The 17,944-nt window shown below is 64.6% G+C and carries 18 protein-coding genes; 10 read left to right on the forward strand and 8 right to left on the reverse strand.

Translation table 11 applies throughout. The annotated features are described in order from the left end of the window. Positions 1-9: 9 nt before the first annotated feature. The 4 genes from BSY16_RS06685 to BSY16_RS06700 all read left to right on the forward strand — a co-directional run bounded on the left by BSY16_RS06685 (position 10) and on the right by BSY16_RS06700 (position 4,342). Positions 10-837, forward strand: a complete 828-nt coding sequence (locus BSY16_RS06685; protein WP_069058944.1) for a ferritin-like domain-containing protein — start codon at positions 10-12, stop codon at positions 835-837. Between the two features lie 96 nt (positions 838-933). Next, positions 934-2,223, forward strand: a complete 1,290-nt coding sequence (locus tag BSY16_RS06690; RefSeq protein ID WP_069058945.1) for a M23 family metallopeptidase — start codon at positions 934-936, stop codon at positions 2,221-2,223. A 193-nt stretch (positions 2,224-2,416) separates the two neighbouring features. Beyond that, the gene (locus tag BSY16_RS06695; protein ID WP_069058946.1) at positions 2,417-3,919 is read left to right on the forward strand and encodes a DEAD/DEAH box helicase; all 1,503 of its coding nucleotides are present in this window, start codon (positions 2,417-2,419) and stop codon (positions 3,917-3,919) included. 9 nt (positions 3,920-3,928) lie between these two features. Then, on the forward strand, positions 3,929-4,342 hold the full coding sequence (locus BSY16_RS06700; RefSeq protein ID WP_069058947.1) for an NUDIX domain-containing protein: 414 nt from the start codon (positions 3,929-3,931) through the stop codon (positions 4,340-4,342). 33 nt (positions 4,343-4,375) lie between these two features. Here BSY16_RS06700 and BSY16_RS06705 read toward each other — a convergent pair whose 3' ends face one another. The 8 genes from BSY16_RS06705 to BSY16_RS06740 form a co-directional block, all read right to left on the reverse strand. After that, positions 4,376-6,526: a TonB-dependent receptor domain-containing protein gene (locus tag BSY16_RS06705; protein WP_150129891.1), complete on the reverse strand. Its 2,151-nt coding sequence runs from the start codon at positions 6,524-6,526 to the stop codon at positions 4,376-4,378. Between the two features lie 110 nt (positions 6,527-6,636). Continuing rightward, complete coding sequence (locus BSY16_RS06710; protein ID WP_069058949.1) at positions 6,637-6,954, reverse strand: TfoX/Sxy family protein; 318 nt, start codon at positions 6,952-6,954, stop codon at positions 6,637-6,639. Positions 6,955-6,957: 3 nt separating this feature from the next. Next, positions 6,958-8,568 (reverse strand): NTP transferase domain-containing protein, encoded by a 1,611-nt coding sequence (locus BSY16_RS06715; protein ID WP_069058950.1) that lies wholly within the window; start codon positions 8,566-8,568, stop codon positions 6,958-6,960. Then, positions 8,565-9,263, reverse strand: coding sequence for an XdhC family protein (locus tag BSY16_RS06720; protein WP_069058951.1), 699 nt, complete (start codon positions 9,261-9,263; stop codon positions 8,565-8,567). The genes BSY16_RS06715 and BSY16_RS06720 overlap by 4 nt, the downstream gene beginning before the upstream one ends. Then, entirely contained in the window at positions 9,263-9,589 is a 327-nt protein-coding gene (locus tag BSY16_RS06725; protein WP_069058952.1) for an XdhC family protein, read from the reverse strand. Before BSY16_RS06725 ends, BSY16_RS06720 begins: the two co-directional genes overlap by 1 nt. Positions 9,590-9,599: 10 nt before the next feature. Continuing rightward, on the reverse strand, positions 9,600-10,841 hold the full coding sequence (locus tag BSY16_RS06730; protein WP_069058953.1) for a vWA domain-containing protein: 1,242 nt from the start codon (positions 10,839-10,841) through the stop codon (positions 9,600-9,602). 3 nt (positions 10,842-10,844) lie between these two features. Continuing rightward, complete coding sequence (locus tag BSY16_RS06735) at positions 10,845-11,720, reverse strand: AAA family ATPase (protein WP_069061415.1); 876 nt, start codon at positions 11,718-11,720, stop codon at positions 10,845-10,847. Between the two features lie 78 nt (positions 11,721-11,798). Then, a complete protein-coding gene (locus tag BSY16_RS06740) occupies positions 11,799-12,326 on the reverse strand; it encodes a flavin reductase family protein (RefSeq protein WP_171902444.1) in 528 nt (175 codons plus the stop codon). A 142-nt stretch (positions 12,327-12,468) separates the two neighbouring features. On the opposite strand from BSY16_RS06740, the gene BSY16_RS06745 reads away from it, so the two are divergent. From BSY16_RS06745 to purB, 6 genes are all read left to right on the forward strand, one after another. Then, the gene (locus tag BSY16_RS06745; protein WP_069058954.1) at positions 12,469-13,545 is read left to right on the forward strand and encodes an ABC transporter substrate-binding protein; all 1,077 of its coding nucleotides are present in this window, start codon (positions 12,469-12,471) and stop codon (positions 13,543-13,545) included. Next, on the forward strand, positions 13,546-14,544 hold the full coding sequence (locus tag BSY16_RS06750; protein WP_069058955.1) for a P1 family peptidase: 999 nt from the start codon (positions 13,546-13,548) through the stop codon (positions 14,542-14,544). Positions 14,545-14,608: 64 nt separating this feature from the next. Then, positions 14,609-15,286: a ribulose-phosphate 3-epimerase gene (rpe, locus tag BSY16_RS06755; RefSeq protein ID WP_069058956.1), complete on the forward strand. Its 678-nt coding sequence runs from the start codon at positions 14,609-14,611 to the stop codon at positions 15,284-15,286. Beyond that, a complete protein-coding gene (locus BSY16_RS06760; RefSeq protein ID WP_083242845.1) occupies positions 15,283-16,017 on the forward strand; it encodes a DUF2259 domain-containing protein in 735 nt (244 codons plus the stop codon). The genes rpe and BSY16_RS06760 overlap by 4 nt, the downstream gene beginning before the upstream one ends. A gap of 2 nt (positions 16,018-16,019) precedes the next feature. Further along, positions 16,020-16,559, forward strand: a complete 540-nt coding sequence (locus BSY16_RS06765) for a hypothetical protein (protein ID WP_353652370.1) — start codon at positions 16,020-16,022, stop codon at positions 16,557-16,559. A gap of 59 nt (positions 16,560-16,618) precedes the next feature. Further along, positions 16,619-17,926 (forward strand): adenylosuccinate lyase, encoded by a 1,308-nt coding sequence (gene purB / locus BSY16_RS06770; RefSeq protein ID WP_069058957.1) that lies wholly within the window; start codon positions 16,619-16,621, stop codon positions 17,924-17,926. Positions 17,927-17,944 lie beyond the last annotated feature (18 nt).

The following is a 17,944-nucleotide window of genomic DNA, read 5'->3' on the forward strand; positions in this document are numbered from 1 at the left end:
GGCACTGGAATGATTGAAATTCCGCACATCGAAAGCCTTCGCGGCGGGGCCACGGCGGCGATCAACGCCGCCGATCTCGACGTGAAGACGGAACTGGCGCAGGAAACGGCGCGGCGCTGGTTTGCCCGCACGCTTTCGATGCGCTCGCCGCGCGATCCGGCGCTGCCGACCCGTCCCGGCCGACCGGAAAAGCCCCCGCTTATTCCGCCGAAGCACATGAAAAAGCGTTCGCTGCATACCGAGAAGGGCCGTATCGCCCTCCTCCATGCGCTTGCCCATATCGAACTCAACGCGGTCGACCTTGCGCTCGATATCGTTGCCCGCTTCACCACAGAGCGCGTACCGCATTCCTTCTTCGACGGCTGGATGCAGGTTGCCTTCGAGGAGGCTAAACATTTTCGCCTCATCCGCGATCGCCTGCGCGCGCTCGGCGCGGACTATGGCGACCTGCCGGCACATGATGGCCTGTGGCAGGCCGCACACGACACCCGCAACGACCTGACGGCTCGCCTCGCCGTCGTGCCGCTCATCCTGGAAGCCCGCGGCCTGGACGTGACGCCCCCGCTGCAGGCCAAGATGCGCGAGACCGGTGACCACGCCAGTGCCGATATCCTCGACATCATCTACAACGACGAGAAGGGTCATGTCGCCGTCGGCGCCAAGTGGTTCCGCTTCCTGTGCGCCCGGGAGAAGAAGGACCCATCCGCCACCTTCAAGGATCTGGTACGCACGAATTTTCGTGGGCCGCTGAAGCCGCCGTTCAACGATGTCGCGCGGGCCGAGGCAGGCCTCACGCCGTCCTTCTACCGCTCGCTCGTTTCCGTCAGTCAGAGCTAATATTTTGACCTAAATACCCGCCGGGAAAGCCTTTATTAACCCTAACAATGTGTAATTCCCGCACGAGACCAGCTGAATCGGTCGGGGAGCAAACGAGTGGCGGAGCGTCCAGAAAACCGCGTCTTCGGAAAACGCGCTGAGCAGCATGTCGTTATCCTGGCGAGCGGCGACAAAATCCGTCACATGACGATCCGCCCCTGGATGGCGGCCGTCACCTTCTGTTTTGCCGGCATGTTCACGGTCGGTTATCTCGCCGCCACCTCCTATCTCGTGCTGCGCGACGACCTGATCGGCGCTACCATGGCGCGGCAGGCCCGCATGCAGCACGACTATGAAGACCGCATCTCGTCGCTGCGCGCCCAGGTCGACCGCGTCACCAGCCGCCAGCTTCTCGACCAGCAGGTCGTGGAGGAGAAGGTCGAAAAACTCATGCAGCAGCAGCTCGCCCTCTCGGAGCGCCATGGCAAGCTCGATGCGCTGCTGAACCGTGCCGAAGGCAGCGGCGTACAGGCGACCGACAGCGTTCCCCTTCCGGATACAAAACCGGTGACCGACGGGCGCCGCGCCGATGCTGCCGGTGCAATCCATGCCATCATGGGCCTGTCTGGCGATGCGACGCCGAAGACGGCCCAACTCGCCTATGCATCAACCGGCGAATCGGTTGCCGACCGTTCCGATCGGCTGTTCTCCCGAGTGACGCTTTCGCTGAAAGACCTCGAGCACGAGCAGATGGGCCGCATCCAGTCCCTCACGGCCGGCGCCTCCGAGACGGCGGACGCCATCCAGACCATCCTGCGCCGTACCGGCTTCGACGTTGCCGAGGCTCCCCCGGCGGAAGTCGACGCGGAGTCGGGCATTGGCGGCCCCTTCGTCGAACCGGCGACGTTTACCGACCCCTTCGAGGACTCGATCAACGATCTCGACAGCGCGCTGGAGCGCCTCGACAGCGCGCGCCGCACGGCGAAAATGCTGCCCTTCGGCAACCCTTCGCCGGGCAGCAACATCACCAGCCGCTTTGGCAACCGTACCGATCCGTTTTTCGGCCGTCTCGCGCTGCATGCCGGCATAGACTTCCGCGCCAGCACCGGTACGGAGATCAGGTCCACCGGCGCCGGCAAGGTCACCGTCGCCGGCCGCAACGGCGGCTACGGCAACATGGTCGAAATCGACCATGGAAACGGCCTGACGACCCGCTACGCCCACCTCTCGCGCGTGCTCGTCAAGGTTGGCGACCATGTGGAAGCCGCCGACCCGGTCGGGCTTTCCGGCACCACGGGCCGTTCCACGGGGCCGCACCTGCACTATGAAGTCCGCCGCGGCGGCAAGGCGATCGACCCCATGCGTTTCCTCACCGCCGGCATGAAGCTGACGACCTATATGGATTGACGTAACGCAAGGCGGGACGCCTTCGTATGACAAATTTGTCCGCCATGAACTTCAAATTGCTGGCGGATTTACCAAATTCGCTGAATTCCTTGACTTTCCGGCACTTTCGGCATATCTGCGCTGCATCCTCGCGGCACGATGCCCGCTGAAACCCATTGCGTTCGCAAGAACCGGAACGGAAACTGTTTTCCCTTTGACCACTTTTGCTGATCTTGGCCTGAGCCCGAAAGTCCTGTCCGCCGTTACAGATTCGGGCTACACGATCCCGACACCGATCCAGGCTGGCGCCATTCCGCCAGCACTTTCGCGGCGCGACATCCTCGGAATCGCCCAGACGGGCACCGGCAAGACTGCGTCCTTCGTGCTGCCGATGCTGACGCTCCTGGAAAAGGGCCGTGCCCGGGCACGCATGCCGCGCACGCTGATTCTCGAGCCGACCCGCGAACTCGCCGCCCAGGTTGCCGAGAACTTCGAAAAATACGGCAAGAATCACAAGCTGAACGTCGCGCTGCTTATCGGCGGCGTTTCCTTCGACGAACAGGACCGCAAGCTGGAGCGTGGCGCAGACGTCCTGATCTGCACCCCCGGCCGCCTGCTCGACCATTGCGAGCGTGGCAAGCTCCTGATGACGGGCGTCGAAATCCTCGTCATCGACGAAGCCGACCGCATGCTCGACATGGGCTTCATCCCGGATATCGAGCGCATCGCCAAGCTCATCCCGTTCACCCGCCAGACGCTGTTCTTCTCGGCCACCATGCCGCCGGAAATCCAGAAGCTCGCGGACAAGTTCCTGCAGAATCCGGAACGCGTCGAAGTATCGGCCCGCTCCTCCACGGCCACGACCGTGACGCAGCGCCTCGTCGCCACCCACGGCAAGGATTATGAGAAGCGCGCCACGCTGCGCGACCTCATCCGCGCGCAGGAAGACTTGAAGAACGCCATCATCTTCTGCAACCGCAAGGTCGATGTCGCGGATCTCTTCCGCTCGCTCGACCGCCACGGCTTCTCCGTGGGCGCGCTGCACGGCGACATGGACCAGCGCTCGCGCACGACCATGCTGGCCAATTTCAAGGAAAACAAGCTCACGCTTCTCGTGGCATCCGACGTCGCTGCCCGCGGGCTCGATATCCCGGACGTCAGCCATGTCTTCAATTTCGACGTCCCGATCCACGCCGAGGACTATGTCCACCGCATTGGCCGCACCGGCCGTGCCGGCCGTTCGGGCGCCGCCTTCACCCTCGTCTCCAAGCGCGACGGAAAGTTCGTCGATGCCATCGAAAAGCTGATCGACAAGAAGATCGATTGGCTGAGCGGCGGCCTCGAGGACCTGCCGCAGGCGGTGGAGAGCGAGGAGCGCGAACGGCCCCGCAACGGGCGCGATCGCGGTGGTCGTGACCGCGACCGTGATCGTTCCCGTGGACGCAACAAGGGCGAAGCCCGCGTTACGGAAACCCGCATCGAGACCGTTGAGACCGAAGAAAAGGTGGAAGTCGTGAAAGCTGAACGCAAGGCGGAAGGGCGGCCGCAGAATCCCGCTCGCAATCCGCGGGCCGCAAACCATGCCGCACCGCGTCCGGCCAATGACGACAGCCGTGATCGCCGCAACCGCTATCGCCGCGACGACGATGACGGCCCGACGCCGCTCGGCTTCGGCGACGAAGTCCCAGCCTTCATGCTGGTCGCCGGCAAGGCCTGATTTCTAAAAATGCCTATTCCCGGCATCGATGTGCCAGGCCTCGGTTGCGGCCTGGCCATTTTGCGTGAGGGCAAGCTTTTGCTCTACCGGCGCCGCAATGCGCCGGAAGCCGGCTGCTGGAGCATTGTCGGCGGCAAGGTCGACCATATGGAGCGCGCAATCGATTCCGCCCGCCGCGAGGCGCAGGAAGAATCGGGGCTGACCGTCGGCGCGATCGACCTTCTCTGCATTTCCGAACAGATCATCGAGGACGAGCGCCAGCACTGGCTGTCGCTCATCTATGTGACGGAAGATTTTGCCGGAGAGGCTCGCGTCATGGAGCCGGAAAAGCTGCCGGAATTCGGCTGGTTCCCGCTCGATGCGCTGCCCACCCCCCTCTCGCGCTTTGCCGCGGACGCCGTCAAGGCGCTCCGCGTGCGTTAAGCGCGCTGCGCTAAGACCTCTGCGGTGCTTGTCTCAGAACCGCGCGGTGGCGCCGAGGATGAAGGTCCGGCCCCGGCCGTTGTTGATGCCGGCGAGGTTGTCGGAAAGCCCTGAATTTGCCTTCATATAGGCCTTGTCGAACACGTTCTCGACGTTGAAGAAGACCTTGGCGTTCTCGTTGATCTCCCAGGAGGCGTGCACGTCGAAGAGCGTGTAGGCATCGACCTTGTAGGCATCGGGTTTCCCGAGGAACGCCTGCTTGCTTTCCCCGACATACCGCACGCGCCCACCAACCGTCAGCGCCTCGTCGAGGAAGCGCATGCCGACGTCGACGGTGGCGAAATCGTCCGGCAGCTGGCCGGTGTCGCTCGTCGTGCCAGATGAAGAGCCCTGCGGCTGGTCCGTATCGGCAATCGTCAGCGAGAAGCCGGCATAGTAGCGCCCGGCATCGTAGCCGCCTTCGATTTCGAGACCCTTCATGACAGTGGTGCCGTCGAGATTGACCCAGCACGCAACGCTGCCGTCACCGGGCTCCCAGTTGGGGCACAGCGTGCCGCTGGTATCGGTGCGGTAGGTGATGTAGTCGCTGATGCGGTTGTGGAAGTAGCCGACCTTGAGCCAGGCGGTATCGCCGGCCGTCAGCAGATCGTCGCCCTTGAGATTGACGCCCAGTTCCCAACCGCGGCTCTGTTCCGGCACCAGGTTCGGGTTGTTGTTGACCGGGTCCGGCGAGCCGTCAAAGCTGTGGCCGCCCGGATAGAACATTTCGGCCGCCGTCGGCGGGCGCGAGGTGTGGGCATAGGTGACATAGGGCTGCAGCCAATCGAACGGCCGTGCCGACAGGGTGATCTTCGGGTTGAGGTCGCCGCCATGCCGCGAGACGGCGTCCCCGGGGCACGGATCGCCATCGGGATCGCAGCCGTTGGAGCCCGGCGCATCGTAGCCGCTGATGCCCTTTACCGACCAGTAATCGTAGCGCAGGCCACCGGTCAGGTCGAAAATGCCGCGTGTCAGCGTCGCCTCGCTGAAGGCGCCGGCCTTCACCAGCGTTCCATCGGCATTGGCGCCGCGCTTGGCGTTGCCTTCGTACTCGTCGTGGCTATAGGCCGCGCCATAGGAGAGCTTCAGTTCGGTCTCGTCGCCGAGATCGAAGTGCATGCGGTTGGTGATATCGAAACCGGTCGTCGTGTTGGTGCCCTTGCGGCCATCGAACGCCGCACCATCGATGCTGGAACCATCGAACTCAAGATCGGTGATGTTGAGGTAGGCGTTGGCCGAGAGGTCGATCAGGTCGCTGCCCGGCTTGTAGGAATATTTTGCCGTATAGGTCTGGTTCTCGATTATCCAGTTGTAACCGGAGCTACCCGGCAGGAACTCGCTGCCGTACCAGATGCCGCCGAGAGACAGCTTGTGATCGGAGTCCGGCAGGATGTTGACCTTGAAGAGGCCCGACTTCGGATGCTCGTCGCCGGCGCTCGGATAGACGATGCCGTCGCCATTTTCGTAGGGGCTTTTCTTCGTGTCGCTGAGCGCGCCGACGACGCTGATTTCGCCCTCGCCCATGTCCGTGCGGGCCGCCCCGGTCAGCAGGCGCGAATAGTCGAAGCCGTTCGTGCCGACGCGCACGGTGGACATCACGCCGACATCCTTGCCGGGCAACAGCACGTCATCGACGTCGAGCGTGCGAAAGTTCGCGGCCCCTGCCAGCGTGCCCATGCCCTCGGCGCCTGACACCGCGCCACGCGACACCTCCACACCCACCAGCATGTTCTGCTCGACATACAGCATGTTGTCGAACGTGCCGGCGTGACCGGACAGGTTACGGAAGGTCTGCGGTACGCCATCGATCATGCTGTTGACGCGGCCCATGCCCTGCAAACCACGGATATTGACCATGATGCCGGGCTGGTCGGCCGGTTCGCGCGTGAACGTGCCCGGTGTCGAGCGCAAGACCTGCTTGACGTCACCGGCAAATTGTTCCTGGATTTTCACCCGGCCCGCCTTGGAGACCGCGGCCGGCACGTCGACAACGCCGTCGCCGTTGCTGTCGCCTTCCACGTTGATCTGCTGGAGCAGGGTTGCCGGTGCCTCCTGCGCCTTCACCGGCACAGCCGTCGCCAGAAGCACAAGCGCCATGGCCGTGCCAGCCAGAAGCGTCGACGCGTGGAAACGATCATCTTTCATGGGAACCTCACCGGACATCAGGCCGCGCGATTTCGCACGCGAACTGCCCGGTAATGGACAACATGATAAACCAAGTCAAGTTTAATTGCGGCAATTATCCGACTGTATCGCTACTTCGCGCGAAGGGCTGCTTGATAGGCCCGGCGCACCCATTGGGCCATCTCGTCCGGATCGTCGAAGGCCTCGTCGGGGATGGACCAGTAGGGCATTTTCACAGGCTTGCCCTGCTTGCCCTCATAGAACCATTGCCGGCAACCGGCCGCCTCGAAATCCGGCGCACTGGTCTCGTCGGCCTTGAGCAAGATTTCGTCGGAGACTTCCAGCGCGAGAATCCGGCCCTGGTGATAGATGCCCTTGCCGCCGAACATGCGCTTGATCGTCACCGGCCCAAGCGCCTGAAACATTTCTTCGATCGCATCCCGGTCCATGCCCTACCCTTTCAGAATGCCACCCGCGGCCACCACAGCCTCCGGCGTATCGACGTCGACATGCGCCGCCTCACCGATCTCCACGTCCACCACGTCGAGCCCCGCGCTCTCCACGATATGCCGTGCCCCGACATCGCCTTCAAGCTGAAGGATGGCGGAAAATGTCGTGCGCGGCAGCACGACGGGGTTGCCGCGCTTGCCGCCGGAAACGGCCCGCACGATGGCGTGTCCACCCGCGGCCGCGAAGGCGTCGAGCAACCGGCGCACATCCGCCCCGGTGACATGCGGCATGTCGGCCAGCATCACCACCACGCCCTCACAGCCCGGCGACACGGCGGAAACGCCAGCCCTTAGCGAGGTCGACATGCCCTGCGCGTGATCCGGGTTGCGCAGGACATCCACGGTGAGCCCGGCCAGCTCTGCCTCCACCTCGTCCGCCCGGTGCCCGGTCACGACGAGCACCTGCGCCGGCTTTGCCGCCAGCGCAGCCTCCACCGAGCGTCGTACCAGCGCCTTGCCGTCGAAGGTGGCCAGCAGCTTGTGGCCGCCGTTCATGCGGCTGGCGCGCCCGGCAGCCAGAACCAGCGCCGTGACGGAAAGCGCCCGCTCAGGTGCACGCAGCTCGCGCGGTTGCGGACGGCTTGGAATTTCCGCAAGAAGGCCACCGACGCCCATGCCTGTAATCTCCTCGGATCCCGGCTTTTCACCGGCGAAAATGCGGGCCAGAACCCAGTCGAAGCCGTTCTCCTTCGGGCTGCGGGCACAGCCGGGCGCGCCGAGCACCGGCACCGTCCCGACATGGCCCAGGACCAGCAGGTTGCCCGGATCGACCGGCATGCCGACATGCACGACTGCGCCGCCCGCGGCACGGATGGCAGCTGGAATGACATCGTTCGCATCCGTGACGGCAGAGGCGCCGAAGACGACAACAAGCTCGTTCTCGCCGGCCGCTTGGCGGACCGCCTCGGCAAGCGCCGCTGGCTGGTGCGGCACGCGCCTTTCCCCCGTCAGCCGACTGCCGGAAGGGTGCAGGCGCTGTTCAAGAAGACGGCGCGTCTTGTCCATGACGGACGTCTTGAGCGTCGGCAGCTCCGTCGCAACCAACCCGACCCGGTGCGCGACGAAGGGCTTGACCTCCAGCGTCCGGCTCGCTGACAGCAAAGCCGCCGCCCTGCGGGCAAGGGCGTCCGGCACGGCCAGGGGAATGATCTTGATCGTCGCCACCATGTCGCCCGCAGCAACGCTTGCATGATCCGGCAGGGTGGCGATGGTGATGGCCGGATCGACCCGGTTGAAGCGATCGATCACCACCCGGTCGACGACGAAGAGACCGTTCGCCTTGGCATGGAGATTGATGCGGCCGGTCGCGGGCGGGGTAAAGCTGAGATGATCGGGCACGATCGCCGCGGCGATCAAAGCGGCCGCCTCGTCCTCACCGATATCGCCCTCCTCCAGGCGCACCGCGATTACGGCGGCGACGCCTGCCGCGGCAAGAGCTGCCTGATCGTCCGCCGTTACCACATGCCCCTTGTGCAGCGACAGGCCCTCGACCCGTACGCCATGGGCCAATCGTGCGCCGATCGCCTCGGCAACCGGGATTTCGCCAAAAATCACGAGGCGGGTCCCCGCAAGGGTCGGCGGCGCAGGTGCTCCACGATATCCGCCAGGATAGCGACGGCGATTTCGGCGGGGCTCGCAGCACCGATATCGAGGCCGATCGGCGCGGATATTGTCGCGATCTCCGCGTCGCTGTGCCCGAGTGCCGTCAGGCGTTCGACACGCTTGGCATGGGTCTTCCGGCTGCCGAGTGCGCCGATATAGAAACAGCCGGTGGAGAGCGCCTGCGACAGCGGAAAATCGTCGATCTTCGGATCGTGGGTAACAGCCACGAGCGCGGTATAGGCATCAAGCGGCCGCGCGCCCAGCACATCCTCCGGCCAGTCCGCGACAAGGTCGATGCCGGCGAAGCGCTCTTCGGTGGCAAAGGCCGTGCGCGGATCGATGATCGTGATGTCGAAGCCCGCTATCCCGGCCATCTGCGCCAGCGCCTGGCTGATATGCACCGCGCCGATGACCACGATACGGGTCGGCGGCAGGTGGACGTTCAGGAAGAAATTGCGATCCTCTGCCGCCACAATGGCGGATTTTCCGGAGCGGAATGCGCTCTCGATTGCCGTGCCGAACGGTCCGGCGACCGGATCGCCCTCGCAGACCACCCGGTCGCGGCCATCGCCGAGATCCGTGAGGTGGATGACGGCGCGGCGGGCGGCGCGCTCCGTGTTCAGCTTGCGCAGCAGGTAGGGATCCATCAGCCGACCCGCTCCACATAGACCCGGATGCGCCCACCACAGGACAGGCCGACACGCCAGGCCGTCTCGTCGGCAACGCCGAATTCCAGCAGGCGTGGTTCGCCGTCGCCGATCACCTCCATCGCTTCGCCGATCACCGCCCCCTCGACGCAACCGCCCGAAACGGAACCGTGAAAATTTCCCTCGCCGTCGATGACCAGATGGCTGCCGACCGGACGCGGCGCCGAGCCCCAGGTCTCGACGACGGTGGCAAGCGCCACCGTGCGGCCATCGTCCATCCAGCGTTCCGCGATGGTCAACGGGTCGAGTGCGTCACTTGTATCCATTCCGTCCTCCTCACGCCGCCGGCAGAAAACGCCTGGGATCACCGGCACCGCGCGGCGCTTCGCCGGAAAGCGCCGCCACCAGATCCGCCATGGCCTCCAGATTGTGTACGGGCCGTAGTTCGTCGACATGCGGCAGCATGGCCCTCACCCCACGCGCCCGCGCTTCAAACCCCTCGAAACGCAGCAGCGGATTGAGCCAGACCAGTCGCCGGCAGGAGCGGTGCAGCCGGTCCATCTCCGTCTCGAGCAGGTCCGTATCCTCGCGCTCCAACCCATCGGTGATCAGCAGCACGACGGCGCCCTGCCCCAGCACGCGGCGCGACCAGAGCCGGTTGAACTCCTTCAGCGTCTCGCCGATGCGCGTGCCGCCGGACCAGTCGCTGACCGTCTGACTGCACGCCTCCACGGCGAGATCGGGATCGCGGTGGCGCATCTGGCGCGTGACATTGCTGAGGCGCGTGCCGAACAGGAAGGCGTGCACGCGACGGCGATGCTCGCCCAGCGCATGCAGGAAATGCAGGAAGATGCGCGTGTACTGGCTCATCGAGCCGGAAATATCGGCCAGCACGACGAGCGGCGGATGGATCGTCTTCGGTTCCCGGTAGCGTGGCAGGATGAGTGCGCCGCCGGTGCGCATGGCGTGGCGCATCGTGGCGCGGGCATCGATGGCCACCGGCCGGTTGCTGCGGCGGAAACGGCGCGTGCGCACCTCGTCCACCGGCAGCACAAGATTGGAAATCGTGCGCTTGGCCGCGGCCAGTTCCGCCGTCGTCATCTGGGCGAAATCGGTCCGGCGCAGGATTTCGCTGCCGGAGGCGGTGAAACGGGCGTCGATTTCGACATCCGGCTCGTCGCGTTGCGGCCGTTCGTCCGGCCGTTCGCCAAACAACGCATCGGACACGCGGGCTTCCCCCGCCTTGCGCTTTTCCCGCTCCTCCTGCCGCGTCACGACCGGCGACATCAGCGCGATCATTTTCCCCACAAGATCACGCGACCGCCAGAACAGGCGAAAGGCTTCGTCGAAGACGGCGTCGTCCTCATGCCGCTTGACCAGCGTCGCATGCAGCGCGGTGTAGAACTCCTCGCGCTCGCCAATGCCGATCGCCTGCACCGCCTCGATGGCATCCGTCACCGCCGCCGGCCCGATGCGCAGCCCCGCCTTGCGCAGCACGCGCGCGAAATGCACGATATTGTCGGCGAGCCGGCCATCCGTGGCAGCATCTGCACTGTCGTTGTCCGCCGCCAGGGTCATCGTTCAGCCTGTCGCCGCCAGGCCGGTTTTCACCTCGTCGAGCAGCTTACGGCCCTCGGCGCCGTCGATGCGGGCGATGTCGTCCTGATATTTGAGCAGCGTGCCGAGCGTGTCCGAGACCGTCTCGGGGTCGAGCGCCACCCGGTCGAGTTCGGTCAACGCCGTCGCCCAGTCGATGGTTTCGGCGACACCCGGGTTCTTAAAGAGATCGAGCGTGCGCAGCTTCTGCACATAGGCGACGACCTGGCGCGACAGCACCTCGTTGCAGCGCGGCACCTTGCGGCGGATGATCTCCAGTTCCTGTGCCGCTGCGGGATAGTCGACCCAATGGTAGAGACAGCGCCGCTTCAGTGCGTCGTGCACTTCGCGCGTGCGGTTCGTCGTGATGATGACGATGGGCGGTTCGGCCGCTCGGATCGTGCCGAGTTCCGGCACCGTCACCTGGAAATCCGACAGCACCTCCAGCAGGAAGGCTTCGAAGGCCTCGTCGGTTCGGTCCAGTTCGTCGATCAGGAAGACAGGGGCGCGGCCATCCGGCGACGACAGCGCCTGAAGCACCGGACGGCGGATGAGATAGCGCTCGGAAAAGATGTCGGCCTCGATGCGGCCGCGGTCCGTGGTACCGGAAGCTTCGGCGAGGCGGATTTCCAGCATCTGCGCCGGATAGTTCCACTCATACACGGCCGAGGCGATATCGAGGCCCTCGTAACATTGCAGGCGGATCAGCGGGCGGTCGAGCGAAGCGGCCAGCACCTTGGCGATCTCGGTCTTGCCGACGCCGGCCTCCCCCTCGAGGAAAAGCGGCCGCTTCATGCGCAGCGACAGGAAAAGCACCGTCGCCAGCGAACGCGCGGCGAGGTAGTTGCCAGCCGACAGCATCTCGGCGGTCTCGTCGATCGATTGCGGGATATGTCCGCGTTGGTAAACCACACCGCTCCTCCACTCCGGAGGAGGAACTTATAGCGTGTGGTAGCCCCGGTCCATATAGAGAAGCGCCGGTTTGTGCGCGCCGGCGGAAACGCCCATCACTTCGCCGATCAGCATCATGTGCGTCGCCATGACCTTGAATTCGACAAGCCGGCAGTCGAAGGCGGCGAGCGCGTTCTTCAGCACCGGTGCCCCGGTCACCAGTTCCTCCCAGTCGCCCTTGGCGAAGCGCTCTTCCGAGGTCAAGGCGGGATCGCGGCCGGAAAAGGCATTGGCAAGCTCGATCTGGTCGGCGGCAAGCGTGTTCAGCGCAAAGCGGCCGCTTTTCTCGAAGATGGCATTCTTCGGGTTGGAGGCGTTGACGCAGGCGAGAACCATGGCCGGATTGTCCGACACCGAGCAGGCAGCAGTGATCGTCACCCCGCGCCGCTCGCCCTCGAAGGTCGTCGTCACGATCTGCACATGGCCTGCATAGCGGCTCATCGCGTTACGGTAGAGCGATGGGTCCAGCATCAATCTGTCCAACACGGCGTTCTCCTTCTCATGAAGGAGATACATGGCGAAAATGAAGAAAAATGTAACCCCCTTAAAGTGGATTTTTCTCATCCAGTTTTTCCGCGCGGATTTTCAACGGAGATTTCCCTTTGACGCCCTTCGCGCGATCCTTACAAAAGACTTAGCTTTGCCCCATGGATCCAGAATGAAGACCGCGTCCCTCCTCACCCTGTTCAGCACCCTTCTGTTTGCAGCCAGCCCGGCCGCAGCCGCAGGCCTGACCTTTGCCGTCGTCGCGCCGCAGGAGGGGCCGCTCGCCATTCTCGGCCAGCAGGTTCGCGATGGCGCGCGTTTTGCAGCGGAGGCGAATGGCGACACCATCGTGACCATTCCCGAATCCTGCGACGAAAACGATGGCGAGGGAATTGCCAAGCAGATCCTCGCCGCGGATGCCGTAGCCGCCGTCGGCTTCCTGTGCACCGAAGGGCTTGCCGCCTCACTTCCCGCCCTTGCGGAGGCAAACATACCGGCGATCACGTTGTCGGTCCGCTCCGGCATTCTCATGGAAGATGCGCTGAAGAAGAAATGGCCGCTCTTCCGCCTCGCCCCTGGCCCGAAGGCCGAGGCGGACAAGGCCGTCGACATCATCACCCGCGCCTGGAAATCCGAGCCATTCGCCCTCATCGACGATGGTACGATCCATGCCCGCGAACTGGTCGAGACGGTTCGGCTGCGGCTGGAGGAGGTCGGCATGAAGGCGGCGTTCGTCGATACCTACCGTCCGACGCAGGAACAGCAGCTCACCCTCATCCGGCGCCTCATCAAGACCGGCGTAACCCATGTTTTCGTCGGTGGCGACCGCACCGATATCGCTGTCATCGCCCGTGATGCGAAGAGCGAAAAGACGCCATTGACCCTGCTTGGCGGCGAGGCGCTGCTCGGCGCCGATCCACTCGTGCCGATGACGGATGGCGTGGAGGCGATTGCATTGCCCGATTACCAGACGCTGCCGGCAGGGCTGCCGGTCGCCAGGGCGATGCAGGAGAGCGGCATCGTCGCCGAAGGCTATGTTTTGCCTGCCCACGCCGCAGTTACCGCACTTGCGGCCGCCGCGGCAGAGGGCGGCAACCTCGTGGAAACACTGGCCGGCGGCAATTTCCAGACGACAATCGGCACCGTCGCCTTTGGCGCGGATCATGAGATGCGTGAAAACCCCTACCGCCTGCTCGTCTGGCAGGCCGGCGCCTTCGTGCCGGTGGAAGCAGCCCCGGAGAGCGAGTAGATGAAACCGGGGCCGAACAACCGCATCACGGATGTCGCCGGTCTCAAGGTCGGCAACGCGACGGATCACGCCCTGCGCTCCGGCGTCACCGTCGTGCTCTGCGACGAGCCGGCCGTGGCCGCGGTACAGGTGCTCGGCGGCGCGCCGGGAACGCGCGAGACGGACCTTCTGGAGCCGCACAACACCGTTCAGACCGTTGACGCCCTCGTGCTGTCCGGTGGTTCGGCCTTCGGGCTGGATGCGGCGTCCGGCGTGCAGGCGGGCCTGCGCGAGGCAGGACGCGGTTTTGCCGTCGGGCCTTTTCGCGTGCCGATCGCGCCCGCCGCAATCCTGTTCGACCTGATGAACGGCGGCGACAAGGACTGGGGCCGCTACCCACCCTATCGCGAGCTTGGTTATGCGGCACTTGTCAGGGCCGCCGAAGACTTCGAGACCGGCAGCGCCGGTGCCGGCACCGGTGCGCTCACCGCCACCTTCAAGGGCGGCCTCGGTTCTGCTTCCACCGTTCTGGAGGCCGGCTTTACCGTTGGCGCCCTCGTGGCGGTCAATGCGCTCGGCTCCGCGACGGTCGGCGACACGCGCCATTTCTGGGCGGCGCCCTTCGAGGAAGCGGAAGAGTTCGGGGGCCTCGGCCTGCCCTTCCCCTTCCCGGCCGGCGCGCGCATACCACGCACAAAAATGTCGCGTCGCCCCACCGGCACGGAGAACACCACCATCGCCGTCATCGCCACGGATGCCTTGCTGAGCAAGGCCGAAGCGAAGCGTCTCGCCATTGCCGCCCATGACGGTTTTGCCCGTGCCCTCTGGCCGGCCCACACGCCGCTCGACGGCGATCTCGTCTTCGCGCTGGCGACCGGCAAAAGCGGCCGCGCGCCGGCGCCGGAGGACTTCATCGGCCTCTGCGCCGCCGCCGCATCCACCATGGCGCGCGCCATCGCCGGCGGCGTGCATGATGCCACGCCGATGCCGGGCGACGTCATGCCAAGCTGGGCGCGGTAAATCGCCCGTTGTTCGCCAATCCCGGGGATGGTATGGCGACGCAAATTCTTCCACGGAGCCTGACATGACCCTTCCCATCCGGATCGCGCCCTCCATTCTCGCCGCCGACTATGCGAAACTCGGCCAGGAAGTGCGCGACGTCGTCGCGGCAGGCGCCGACTGGATCCATCTCGACATCATGGACGGCCATTTCGTGCCGAACATCTCCTTCGGCCCGGATGTCATCAAGTCACTGCGTCCGCATACCGACGCCTTCTTCGACTGCCATCTGATGATCGCGCCGGCCGATCCCTATCTCGAAGCCTTCGCCAAGGCCGGCTGCGACAGCATCACCGTGCATGCCGAGGCAGGCCCCCATCTCGACCGTTCGCTGCAGGCGATCAAAGCGCTGGGAAAACGTGCCGGCGTGTCGATCAACCCGGCGACCTCGGAAAGCGTGCTCGACTATCTTCTCGACAAGATCGACCTCATCCTCGTGATGACGGTCAACCCGGGCTTCGGCGGCCAGAAATACATTCCGGCGATGCAGGAAAAGCTTCGCCGCGTGCGTTCGCTCGTCAGCGACCGGCCGATCGACATCCAGGTCGATGGCGGTATAGCGGTCGATACGATCGCCATGCCCGCCGCCGCCGGTGCCAATGTCTTCGTCGCGGGCTCCGCCATCTTCGGCGGCGGTCACATTGACGCCTATCGCAAAACCATCGACACTCTGCGCAGCAATGCGGAGGGTGCGCGGGCGTGAGGATTTTGCGAAAGGCGGCGTTCGCCCTTCTGGTGACCGTGCTGGCAACGGCAGGTGCGTCAGCCGGCGACTTCTCGACCTTCCAGACCCTTGGCTTCTCGCCGGACGGTAAGGTCTACGCCTTCGAGGAATTCGGCGTCCAGGACGGTTCCGGCTTTCCCTATTCGACCATCTACTTCATCGACACGCAGAAGGACGCCTATCTTCCCGGCACGCCGATCCGTGCGCGGATCGACGACGAGGAAGCGGACCTTGCAAAGGCGCGGGCGGAAAGCCGTGACAAGGCGAAAAACCTGATCGCACAGCACAAGGTGCTCTCCAATCCGGGCCTGCTCGCGGCATTCAATCCGATGGGCGAAGCCGGTGTCGACCGCAAGCGTGTCGAGTATTTCCCGCATGCGATCGAGCCGATGGTCGGCGGAAGCTATGCGCTGGCCCTCGAAGACATCGCGCTCGCCATGACGGACAAATGCCGTGATCTCACTCCCGACGGGATAAAAGGATTTCGCCTTAAGCTCGTGAGACGCGACGGCCAGGTGGCCGACACGGTGGTGCACGAGGATACGCGCGTGCCCGAGAGCCGCAACTGTCCGCATTCCTACCAGATATCCGGCGCCGTAACCTTCAACGCGTTCAACGCCGATCCGGTGCATATGGCGCTCGTGCTGGTGCGCAGCTTCGGCTTCGAAGGCAGCGACGGCCGCTGGATCGCCGTACCGTTCCGGCCTTGAGCATGGATCTGGCGGCGGGGGCGACAGGCGCAAGCGCCACGTTTCAGAGCAGGCCCGCGCCGGTCTTCCCCTCCCGTCCCCTTCACCTTGGCGGCTCCGTTGCCTGGGGTCTGCTGATGGCGGCCTGCGCCTTCGTCTCGCTTGCAATGCAGGGGCGTGCGCAGACATTTCACCTCGCAATGATCCTGCTGATCTTTTTCGCAGGCGGCGTGCTTGCCTGGATCGTCGTTCTGCCGATGGCCCGCCTGCTGACGCGACGGCGCAGCGCCGAGACGCGCTTTGCCGCCCATTTCGCGCTGCTCAGCCTCGGCACCGTCGTCGCCACGGCCTTTCTTTTCGCCATGGATTACCGGCTGTTCTACGCGCAATGGCACCAGCCCTTCGGCACGCGCATCTGGGCCTATCAGTTCGTTTTCACCTCCGCCGGCGCCGTCTATCAGTTCCTCGTCATGGGGCTGCGGCTCTACCTACCGGTCGGCCTGCCCATTCTGGCGGGCGCCAGCCTGTGGCTCGCGCGGTCGATGCCCCCATACATGCGTTGAGCTTGCCGGCCATCTTTGCTAAAGCGGCGGCAACGCCCACCTGAGAAAGTCTTGAGCCGATGATCCCTCGCTATTCCCGACCGGACATGGTCGCCATCTGGTCGCCCGAAACGAAGTTCCGCATCTGGTTCGAGATCGAAGCCTATGCCTGCGATGCGCTGGCCGAACTTGGCGTCATTCCGAAGTCGGCAGCTGAAACCATCTGGGGAAAGGGCGGCAAGGCGGAATTCGACGTTGCCCGCATCGACGAGATCGAAGCCGTCACCAAGCATGACGTCATCGCCTTCCTGACGCATCTCGCCGAATTCGTCGGCCCCGACAGCCGCTTCGTGCACCAGGGCATGACCTCGTCGGACGTGCTCGACACGACCTTCAACATCCAGCTCGTGCGCGCCGCCGACATCCTGCTTTCCGGCATGGATCGCCTGCTCGCCGCGCTGAAAACCCGCGCCTTCGAGCACAAGGACACGATCCGCATCGGCCGCAGCCATGGCATCCATGCCGAGCCGACGACAATGGGCCTGACGCTCGCCCGCTTCTACGCCGAGATGGACCGCAACCGCGCCCGTCTCGTCGCAGCCCGCGCCGAAATCGCAACCGGCGCGGTCTCCGGCGCCGTCGGCACCTTTGCCAATATCGATCCGCGCGTCGAAGAACATGTCTGCGCCAAGCTCGGCCTGGTGCCGGAGCCGGTCTCGACGCAGGTCATCCCGCGCGACCGTCATGCCATGTTCTTCGCGACCCTCGGCGTCATCGCCTCGTCGATCGAAAACGTCGCGATCGAAGTCCGCCACATGCAGCGCACGGAAGTTCTGGAAGCGGAAGAGTTCTTCTCGCCGGGCCAGAAGGGTTCGTCCGCCATGCCGCACAAGCGCAACCCGGTGCTGACCGAGAACCTGACAGGTCTTGCTCGCCTGGTCCGCATGGCCGTAACGCCCGCGATGGAAAACGTGGCGCTCTGGCACGAGCGCGACATTTCCCACTCCAGCGTCGAGCGCGGCATCGGCCCGGACACGACGATCACGCTCGACTTCGCGCTGAACCGTCTTGCCGGCGTCATCGAGAAGCTGGTGATCTATCCGGAGAACATGCTGAAGAATCTCAACAAGTTCCGCGGCCTCGTTCATTCGCAGCGCGTTCTGCTTGCCCTTACGCAAGCCGGCGTTTCGCGCGAAGATTCCTACCGCCTCGTGCAGCGTAACGCGATGAAGGTGTGGGAAAAGGGCGCGGACTTCCTGGAAGAGTTGCTGGCCGACGCCGAGGTACGGGCAGCCCTCTCCGAAGAGCAGATCCGCGAAAAATTCGACCTCGGCTACCACACCAAACACGTCGACACGATCTTCCGCCGCGTCTTCGGCACCGTCTGAGATCGATCCGGAACAGGC

It is taken from the genome of Sinorhizobium sp. RAC02 (genome assembly GCF_001713395.1).
Taxonomy (GTDB): Bacteria; Pseudomonadota; Alphaproteobacteria; order Rhizobiales; family Rhizobiaceae; genus Shinella.

Coding starts and splice junctions, on each gene's coding strand:
- BSY16_RS06685 (WP_069058944.1), top strand. CDS start 10: ATGATTGAAATTCCGCACATCGAAAGCCTTCGCGGCGGGGCCACGGCG.
- BSY16_RS06700 (WP_069058947.1), top strand. CDS start 3,929: ATGCCTATTCCCGGCATCGATGTGCCAGGCCTCGGTTGCGGCCTGGCC.
- BSY16_RS06705 (WP_150129891.1), bottom strand. CDS start 6,526: ATGAAAGATGATCGTTTCCACGCGTCGACGCTTCTGGCTGGCACGGCC.
- BSY16_RS06710 (WP_069058949.1), bottom strand. CDS start 6,954: ATGGACCGGGATGCGATCGAAGAAATGTTTCAGGCGCTTGGGCCGGTG.
- BSY16_RS06720 (WP_069058951.1), bottom strand. CDS start 9,263: ATGGATCCCTACCTGCTGCGCAAGCTGAACACGGAGCGCGCCGCCCGC.
- BSY16_RS06725 (WP_069058952.1), bottom strand. CDS start 9,589: ATGGATACAAGTGACGCACTCGACCCGTTGACCATCGCGGAACGCTGG.
- BSY16_RS06730 (WP_069058953.1), bottom strand. CDS start 10,841: ATGACCCTGGCGGCGGACAACGACAGTGCAGATGCTGCCACGGATGGC.
- BSY16_RS06735 (WP_069061415.1), bottom strand. CDS start 11,720: ATGCTGTCGGCTGGCAACTACCTCGCCGCGCGTTCGCTGGCGACGGTG.
- BSY16_RS06740 (WP_171902444.1), bottom strand. CDS start 12,326: ATGTATCTCCTTCATGAGAAGGAGAACGCCGTGTTGGACAGATTGATG.
- BSY16_RS06745 (WP_069058954.1), top strand. CDS start 12,469: ATGAAGACCGCGTCCCTCCTCACCCTGTTCAGCACCCTTCTGTTTGCA.
- BSY16_RS06750 (WP_069058955.1), top strand. CDS start 13,546: ATGAAACCGGGGCCGAACAACCGCATCACGGATGTCGCCGGTCTCAAG.
- rpe (WP_069058956.1), top strand. CDS start 14,609: ATGACCCTTCCCATCCGGATCGCGCCCTCCATTCTCGCCGCCGACTAT.
- BSY16_RS06765 (WP_353652370.1), top strand. CDS start 16,020: ATGGATCTGGCGGCGGGGGCGACAGGCGCAAGCGCCACGTTTCAGAGC.
- purB (WP_069058957.1), top strand. CDS start 16,619: ATGATCCCTCGCTATTCCCGACCGGACATGGTCGCCATCTGGTCGCCC.